Source organism: uncultured Legionella sp. (assembly GCF_937871865.1).
Taxonomy (GTDB): Bacteria; Pseudomonadota; Gammaproteobacteria; order Legionellales; family Legionellaceae; genus Legionella.
In genome coordinates, this window is the sequence record NZ_CALMPD010000054.1 from 1 (window position 1) to 6,748 (window position 6,748).

Below are 6,748 nucleotides of genomic sequence, written 5' to 3' on the forward strand. Positions count from 1 at the left end.
AATGAATACGTCATAAATAAATGATTATAATCAATTTATTATCCGTTGGCTATAGCATATGTCATAACAAGTACCGGCTAAAGTACATCTTGTTTCACCTAAATCATCTACGGACAAAGTGCTGCATAAAGCGACAGCATAATTATCATTTTTGATTGCATAATAATCAGGGACTCGTCATCCCGAAAGGCAATATTGGTAGTTAAAGAGCCAGTCTCATTATTGACTGGAATGATTCTAGCTGACTGAACAGGCTAGGTAATACTTAGAACAAGGGCGTTATAAGTGATAATAGAAATTACAACTGATTTCAAATTACTGTGTTCACCTTTTATCATCGCACGTGTTGTTTTATACACCTCGGAATCCTGAGTATAAACATCGACTGAGCTTGTGTTCGTTACGGTTGCTGTTACTGGATTTTTTAAATCCGTCAGAATAATATTTATCGGCACAACACTTATCTTAGCTTGTTTCACATTACCATCGATAAATGCATTCTTAGCTACCGGTACGAACTTACTTTTAAAAATGATCCATATAACAGAAATAAGAAAAACAACGCTCTGTTGGCAAGTCGAGAAGAAAGCTTATCGTAGTGGTACAATAAATATTGGGCACTATAAGCATAGTGCTTAACGGAGATACTGATGCTTCATCGTACATGGATTTATGTGGGACTGTAGATCCATTAGCCCCTTTCCATTTGAGGAATAATTATGAAACAAAAAACCCGCATTAAGCGGGTTCTTTTCACAACTAAGCTGCTTATTCGCTATCGCTATCAGCCATTGGTTTGTCCAACAACTCAACAATAGCCATTGGAGCATTATCACCTTCTCTGAATCCACATTTGATAATGCGAACATAGCCACCTGGTCTCTCAACAAAACGAGGGCCCAGATCAGTAAATAATTTACCAACAGCTGCTTTTGAACGCAAAATATCAAAAGCATGACGACGTGAAGCAACTGAATCAGCCTTACTTACAGTAATTAAAGGCTCTATGTAACGACGTAAATCTTTAGCTTTTGGCAGAGTTGTTTTAATTAACTCGTGCTCAATTAAAGAACAGCACATGTTTGAAAACATGGCCTTACGATGGCTACTGGTACGGCTAAAACTACGGCCCGAATTACGGTGACGCATAACAAAGACTCCTAAATATTACTCGCCAAGACTTGCTGGCGGCCAATTCTCAAGTTTCATTCCTAGCGATAATGAACGTGATGCTAAAACATCTTTAATTTCGGTAAGTGATTTCTTACCAAGATTAGGAGTCTTTAACAACTCATTTTCAGTTCTTTGAACTAAATCGCCAATATAATGAATGTTTTCTGCTTTTAAACAATTCGCAGATCTAACAGTTAACTCTAAATCATCAACAGAACGTAGTAATACAGGGTCAAAATCATTGCGTTCCTTGTTGTCAGAACGTGACTCTTCAAACTTCATATCTACAAAAGAGTGAAGTTGTCTTTGAAGAATACTAGCAGAGATACGTATTGCTTCTTCTGCATCAATTGTTCCATTTGTTTCTAATTCTATTGTTAACTTGTCTAAATCAGTCCGATTCTCAACACGTGCACTATCAACAAAATAGGCAACTTTTTTAACAGGTGAGAAACTATTATCAATCTTTAATTTACCAACAGATTTTTTCTCAATTTCATCATCAAAGTGGCTGATAAAAGAATCAGTAGTATGAAAACCAATCCCCCGTTCCACTTTAAGAGTCATATTCAACTTACCTTTTTCATTTAAATTGGCAAGCACAAGTTCAGGATTAATAACTTCCTGACCATGAGTCAATTGAATATCACCAGCAGTTACTTGGCAAGGACCTTGTTTATTAAGTGTCAGGTGAACTTCCTCACCTACAGTTAATTTAATTGCAACCAATTTAAGGTTAAGCAACAGATCAACCACATCTTCCTGAACACCCTCAATAGTACTGTATTCATGCAAAACACCGTCAATTGAGGCTTCAGTGATGGCACTTCCAGGCATAGATGACAATAATATACGTCTCAACGCATTGCCGAGGGTGTGACCAAAACCTCGCTCCAAAGGCTCTAGAACAATTCTAGCTTTGTAAGGTGACTCTGCCTGTACCTTAAGCACTTTAGGCGTTAGCATTTCATTGATTTCAGTATACATTCAGCTATTTCTCCGAGCTTACTTAGAGTAAAGTTCTACAACAAGATTCACGTTGTAGTCTGAAGATAAGTCAGTTAACGTTGGTGCTGTAGAAAATGTGCCTTTGAAAGCGCTAGAATCTACAGTGATCCAATCACAAGGAGCTCTTTGTTCGGATAGAGCTAAAGCAGCCTGAACACGACCCTGACTCTTAGCTTTTTGGCGAACAGTAATCACATCTCCTGGACTAACTAAAAACGAAGGAACGTTAACTATTTTATCATTAACAAGGATTGCCTTATGAGTTACTAGTTGTCTAGCTTCTGCACGAGTACTAGCAAATCCCATACGATATACAACATTGTCAAGACGTCTTTCTAAAAGAGCCATCAGGTTTTCACCAGTTGAACCTTTTTGACGAGCAGACATTTTATAATAATTACGAAATTGCTTTTCAAGAACACCATATAATCTTTTGATTTTTTGTTTTTCTCTAAGCTGAATTCCATAACCATTTAATCGTGGTTTTTTATCACCATGTTGTCCAGGTAACTTTTCAGATTTACACTTGGATTTATGATCACGAACACCACTTTTAAGTAATAAATCAGTACCTTCACGGCGTGATAATTTACATTTTGGACCAAGATATCTAGCCATTAATTACTCCTGAGTCTTATACACGACGTTTTTTAGGTGGCTTACAACCATTATGGGGTATGCCAGTAACATCTGTAATTTCAACAATTTTAAAATCCTGGTTTATTAATTCACGAATAGTGGACTCTCTTCCAGGACCAGGACCATGAACGAATACTGCTACGGATTTCATACCATATTCTTTAGCAACAACAGCAGCACGTTCTGTTGCAACTTGTGCAGCATAAGGCGTACTTTTTCTGGAGCCTCTGAAACCAGATCCACCAGATGTTGCCCAACATAATGCATTACCTTGCCTATCAGTAAAGGTAACGATTGTATTATTAAAAGATGCATGAACGTGAACTATCCCATCAGACACAACACGTTTTGCCTTTTTTCGTACTTTTTGCTGTTTTGACTTTGTTATTGCCATCTTATTTTCCTACATGAAAAATCAATTACTAGTGCCTTTTCTACGGCCTTTTCTAGTACGAGCATTTGTTTTCGTACGTTGTCCGCGTAAGGGTAATCCTCTTCTGTGTCTTAGTCCTCTGTAACAACCAAGATCCATCAATCTTTTGATGTTCATTGTAACAACACGACGCAGATCACCTTCTACAGTTATTTTTGCAATTTCACTTCTTAATGACTCTAATTGAGCATCAGTCAGTTGTGAAACTTTAGCTGAAGGTTCTATATCTACTGCCTTGCATAATTTTAAAGATGTAGTTTTGCCTATACCATATATAGCTGTTAAAGCAATTACCACATGTTTGTGATCAGGTATGTTCACTCCTGCAATACGAGCCATTAGCTTCTCCGAACGTTATTTTGTTCTGTCGAAAGGGACAGAAGAATACTATTTTTATAAAATAAAATCAAGCAGATGTTAACCTTGCTTTTGTTTATGTCTGGCATCCTTACAAATTACTCGTATAGTGCCACTTCTTTTAATTATTTTGCAATTGCGACAAATTCGCTTTACTGATGCTCTTACTTTCATTCCTAACTCCGATAAATATCATAGTAGACCAGGTAACTTAGTACCTTTAAAATTAGCCTTTTTCATTAAAGAATCATATTGTTGCGTCATTAAATGAGCCTGTATCTGAGCTACAAAATCCATAATAACAACAACTATAATTAGTAATGACGTTCCACCAAAATAAAAAGGAACATGCCACGTATACATTAAAATCTGAGGTAATAAACAGACCAGCACCAGATATATAGCGCCAACCAAAGTTAATCGAGTCATTACTGAATCAATATATTTGGTCGTTTGTTCACCGGGTCTGATACCAGGAATATATGCTCCAGATTTTTTTAAGTTTTCTGCTGTATCTTTAGGATTAAATACCAATGCAGCATAAAAGAAAGCAAAAAACAAAATAGCAACGGCATAAACTATTAAATACAAAGGCTGACCTGGCGATAAAGCCATACCAACATCAGATAACCACCCCATCCCTTTCGTATGTGAAAAGAATTGAGCTAATGTTGCTGGTAATAATATGATACTGGAAGCAAATATTGGTGGAATTACTCCAGACATATTGATCTTTAAAGGCAAATGGCTGGTTTGAGCAGCATAAACCTTTCTACCTTGTGTTCTTTGAGCGTAATTGACTCTAATCCGCCTTTGCGCTCTCTCCATAAAGACAACGAATCCTGTTACCACCACAACGACCACAGCAACAACAACCAATGTCAAAGCTTGCATCTGGCCTTCTCTAACTTGTTGAAGTACTGATGCAATAGCACCGGGCATACTTGAGACAATACCAGAAAAGATAATCAAGGAAATACCGTTCCCGACACCCTTCTCAGTAATTTGTTCTCCCAGCCACATTAAAAACATTGTGCCTGTTACCAGAGTAACAACTGCAGTGAAGTAAAATGATACATCCGGTTGAAGAGCTATTTGTTGTCCCGCTAACCATCTAGCCATCCCTAAAGATTGGAATATAGATAGCAATAAAGTTAAATAACGGGTGTACTGATTTATTTTTCTACGTCCAGACTCGCCTTCCTTTTTCAATTGTTCTAGTTTTGGCGATACAACTGAAAACAGCTGAATAATAATTGAAGCAGAAATATAAGGCATAATACCTATTGCAAAAACAGTAACACGCGATAGGGCTCCGCCAGAAAACATATTAAACAATCCGAAGATAGTATTTTGTTGCTCATTAAAGAAATTAGCTAATTTTGCAGGGTCCAATCCCGGTACTGGTATATGTGCCCCTAATCTATAGACTAAAATCCCAAGGATAACAAAAAACAATCTTGATTTTAGTTCGGCCAATCCACCACGGGATTGGCTTCCATTATGTTTTTGGTTTTTCATAGTCACTCTTCTATGCTTCCGCCCAGACCTTCAATAGCCAAGCGAGCACCTTTAGTAACTCTTAAACCTTTAAGCTTGACGGCTGTTGTTAACTCACCAGAAAGGATAACTTTAACATCTTTAATAGAACAGTTAATGATGCCGGCATCTTGTAAAACCTGCAGATCAATTACTTCAGCAGTAAGCTTTGCCAGTTCACTTAAGCACACTTGATCAACAGTTCGACCAACACGGGATTTAAAGCCCATTTTTGGTAATCGTCTTTGAATAGGCATTTGGCCGCCTTCAAAGTTGATTTTGTGATATCCACCAGCTCTTGCTTTTTGACCTTTATGACCTTTACCACTAGTTTTACCTAGCCCGGAACCAATCCCTCTTCCTAATCTTTTTTTAGGGGGTCTTGAACCAGGATCTGGTGATAGTGAATTTAAATTCATTATACACTCTCCTCAACTAGCAGTAGGTAATTAATTGCGTTTACAAGTCCACGAATAGCAGGAGTATCATTATGCGACACGCTGGAATTTGTTTTACCTAAACCTAACTGCTTTGCAATATGAATATGCTTTGGTTTTCGACCTATAGTACTTTTAACCAAAGTGATCTTGATTTTCTTTTCCATAGTTAGCCCGCCATTACTTCATTAACTGTTTTACCACGTTTGGCTGCTACATAATCTGGAGTACCAATGTTGGTTAACGCTCCAATTGTCGCACGGACAATATTACTTGGATTAGTAGAACCAATGCTTTTTGCCAGAATGTTTTGAACACCCAAAACTTCCAGTACAGCTCTCATGGCGCCACCAGCAATAATTCCAGTACCCTCACTAGCAGGTTTCATGAATACTTTAGAAGCACCATAGTTCCAGCTAATTTCGTGGAATATGGTAGTTCCAGAAAGAGGAATATAAACCATATTTTTCTTGGCTTGATCCATAGCTTTTTGAATTGCTATCGGAACTTCACGTGCTTTACCTCTACCAAAACCAACTTTACCCTTTCCGTCACCAACAACGACCAAAACAGCAAAGCCAAAAACACGTCCACCTTTAACAACTTTAGCGGTACGAGTTACTGATACCAACTTTTCCTGGTACCCATCTGACTTGGGTGATTCTTCGAATGCCATAATCGTTCCTTAAAAATCTAATCCAGCTTCGCGAGCACCTTCTGCAAGTGCTTTCACTCTGCCATGATATTTATAACCAGCACGATCAAATGCAACTTGGCTAATACCTTGCTCTTTAGCACGCTTACCAAGTAACTTACCAACTAATGTGGCTTGTTCTACTTTGCATTTTCCAGATAAACTGGCTCTTAATTCTTTGTCATTAGTTGAACAAACTACTAATACCTTATCACCGAGTTGATCAGCTTGAATTATTTGTGAATAGATGTGAACACCACTTCTATACACAACCAATCTTGCTCTACCCGATTTACGGATTAAAGCTTTCGCTTTTAATCCACGTCGTTCACGCGAGTTTTGCTTATTCATAACTTATACCTTATTTCTTTTTCGCTTCTTTTCGAGCAATCGCTTCACCAGCAAACCGAACTCCTTTGCCTTTATAAGGTTCTGGCGGTCTAAATGCTCTAATTTCAGAAGCTACTT

General features: G+C 37.8%; 12 protein-coding genes and 1 pseudogene. All 13 read right to left on the bottom strand.

Annotated features, from left to right (window positions below; all coding sequences use genetic code 11):
• Positions 1-254: 254 nt before the first annotated feature.
• A complete protein-coding gene (locus Q0495_RS03265; protein WP_298622975.1) occupies positions 255-479 on the bottom strand; it encodes a hypothetical protein in 225 nt (74 codons plus the stop codon).
• A 289-nt stretch (positions 480-768) separates the two neighbouring features.
• Positions 769-1,149, bottom strand: a complete 381-nt coding sequence (gene rplQ, locus Q0495_RS03270) for a 50S ribosomal protein L17 (RefSeq protein WP_298622977.1) — start codon at positions 1,147-1,149, stop codon at positions 769-771.
• An 18-nt stretch (positions 1,150-1,167) separates the two neighbouring features.
• The gene (gene rpoA / locus Q0495_RS03275) at positions 1,168-2,160 is read right to left on the bottom strand and encodes a DNA-directed RNA polymerase subunit alpha (protein ID WP_298622979.1); all 993 of its coding nucleotides are present in this window, start codon (positions 2,158-2,160) and stop codon (positions 1,168-1,170) included.
• A gap of 18 nt (positions 2,161-2,178) precedes the next feature.
• Positions 2,179-2,799, bottom strand: a complete 621-nt coding sequence (gene rpsD, locus Q0495_RS03280; protein WP_298622981.1) for a 30S ribosomal protein S4 — start codon at positions 2,797-2,799, stop codon at positions 2,179-2,181.
• A gap of 16 nt (positions 2,800-2,815) precedes the next feature.
• Positions 2,816-3,214, bottom strand: coding sequence for a 30S ribosomal protein S11 (gene rpsK, locus Q0495_RS03285; protein WP_298622983.1), 399 nt, complete (start codon positions 3,212-3,214; stop codon positions 2,816-2,818).
• 21 nt (positions 3,215-3,235) lie between these two features.
• Positions 3,236-3,592, bottom strand: coding sequence for a 30S ribosomal protein S13 (rpsM, locus tag Q0495_RS03290; protein ID WP_298622985.1), 357 nt, complete (start codon positions 3,590-3,592; stop codon positions 3,236-3,238).
• A gap of 78 nt (positions 3,593-3,670) precedes the next feature.
• Positions 3,671-3,784, bottom strand: coding sequence for a 50S ribosomal protein L36 (rpmJ, locus tag Q0495_RS03295; protein ID WP_010946099.1), 114 nt, complete (start codon positions 3,782-3,784; stop codon positions 3,671-3,673).
• A gap of 18 nt (positions 3,785-3,802) precedes the next feature.
• Complete coding sequence (secY, locus tag Q0495_RS03300; RefSeq protein ID WP_298623080.1) at positions 3,803-5,131, bottom strand: preprotein translocase subunit SecY; 1,329 nt, start codon at positions 5,129-5,131, stop codon at positions 3,803-3,805.
• Positions 5,132-5,133: 2 nt separating this feature from the next.
• Positions 5,134-5,568, bottom strand: coding sequence for a 50S ribosomal protein L15 (rplO, locus tag Q0495_RS03305; protein ID WP_298623082.1), 435 nt, complete (start codon positions 5,566-5,568; stop codon positions 5,134-5,136).
• On the bottom strand, positions 5,568-5,753 hold the full coding sequence (gene rpmD, locus Q0495_RS03310; RefSeq protein WP_298623084.1) for a 50S ribosomal protein L30: 186 nt from the start codon (positions 5,751-5,753) through the stop codon (positions 5,568-5,570). The genes rplO and rpmD overlap by 1 nt, the downstream gene beginning before the upstream one ends.
• Positions 5,754-5,755: 2 nt before the next feature.
• Positions 5,756-6,262, bottom strand: a complete 507-nt coding sequence (gene rpsE, locus Q0495_RS03315) for a 30S ribosomal protein S5 (RefSeq protein WP_298623086.1) — start codon at positions 6,260-6,262, stop codon at positions 5,756-5,758.
• A 9-nt stretch (positions 6,263-6,271) separates the two neighbouring features.
• Positions 6,272-6,631, bottom strand: a complete 360-nt coding sequence (gene rplR / locus Q0495_RS03320; RefSeq protein WP_298623088.1) for a 50S ribosomal protein L18 — start codon at positions 6,629-6,631, stop codon at positions 6,272-6,274.
• Between the two features lie 10 nt (positions 6,632-6,641).
• Positions 6,642-6,748 (bottom strand): annotated as a pseudogene (locus Q0495_RS03325) (50S ribosomal protein L6); the annotation flags it as partial.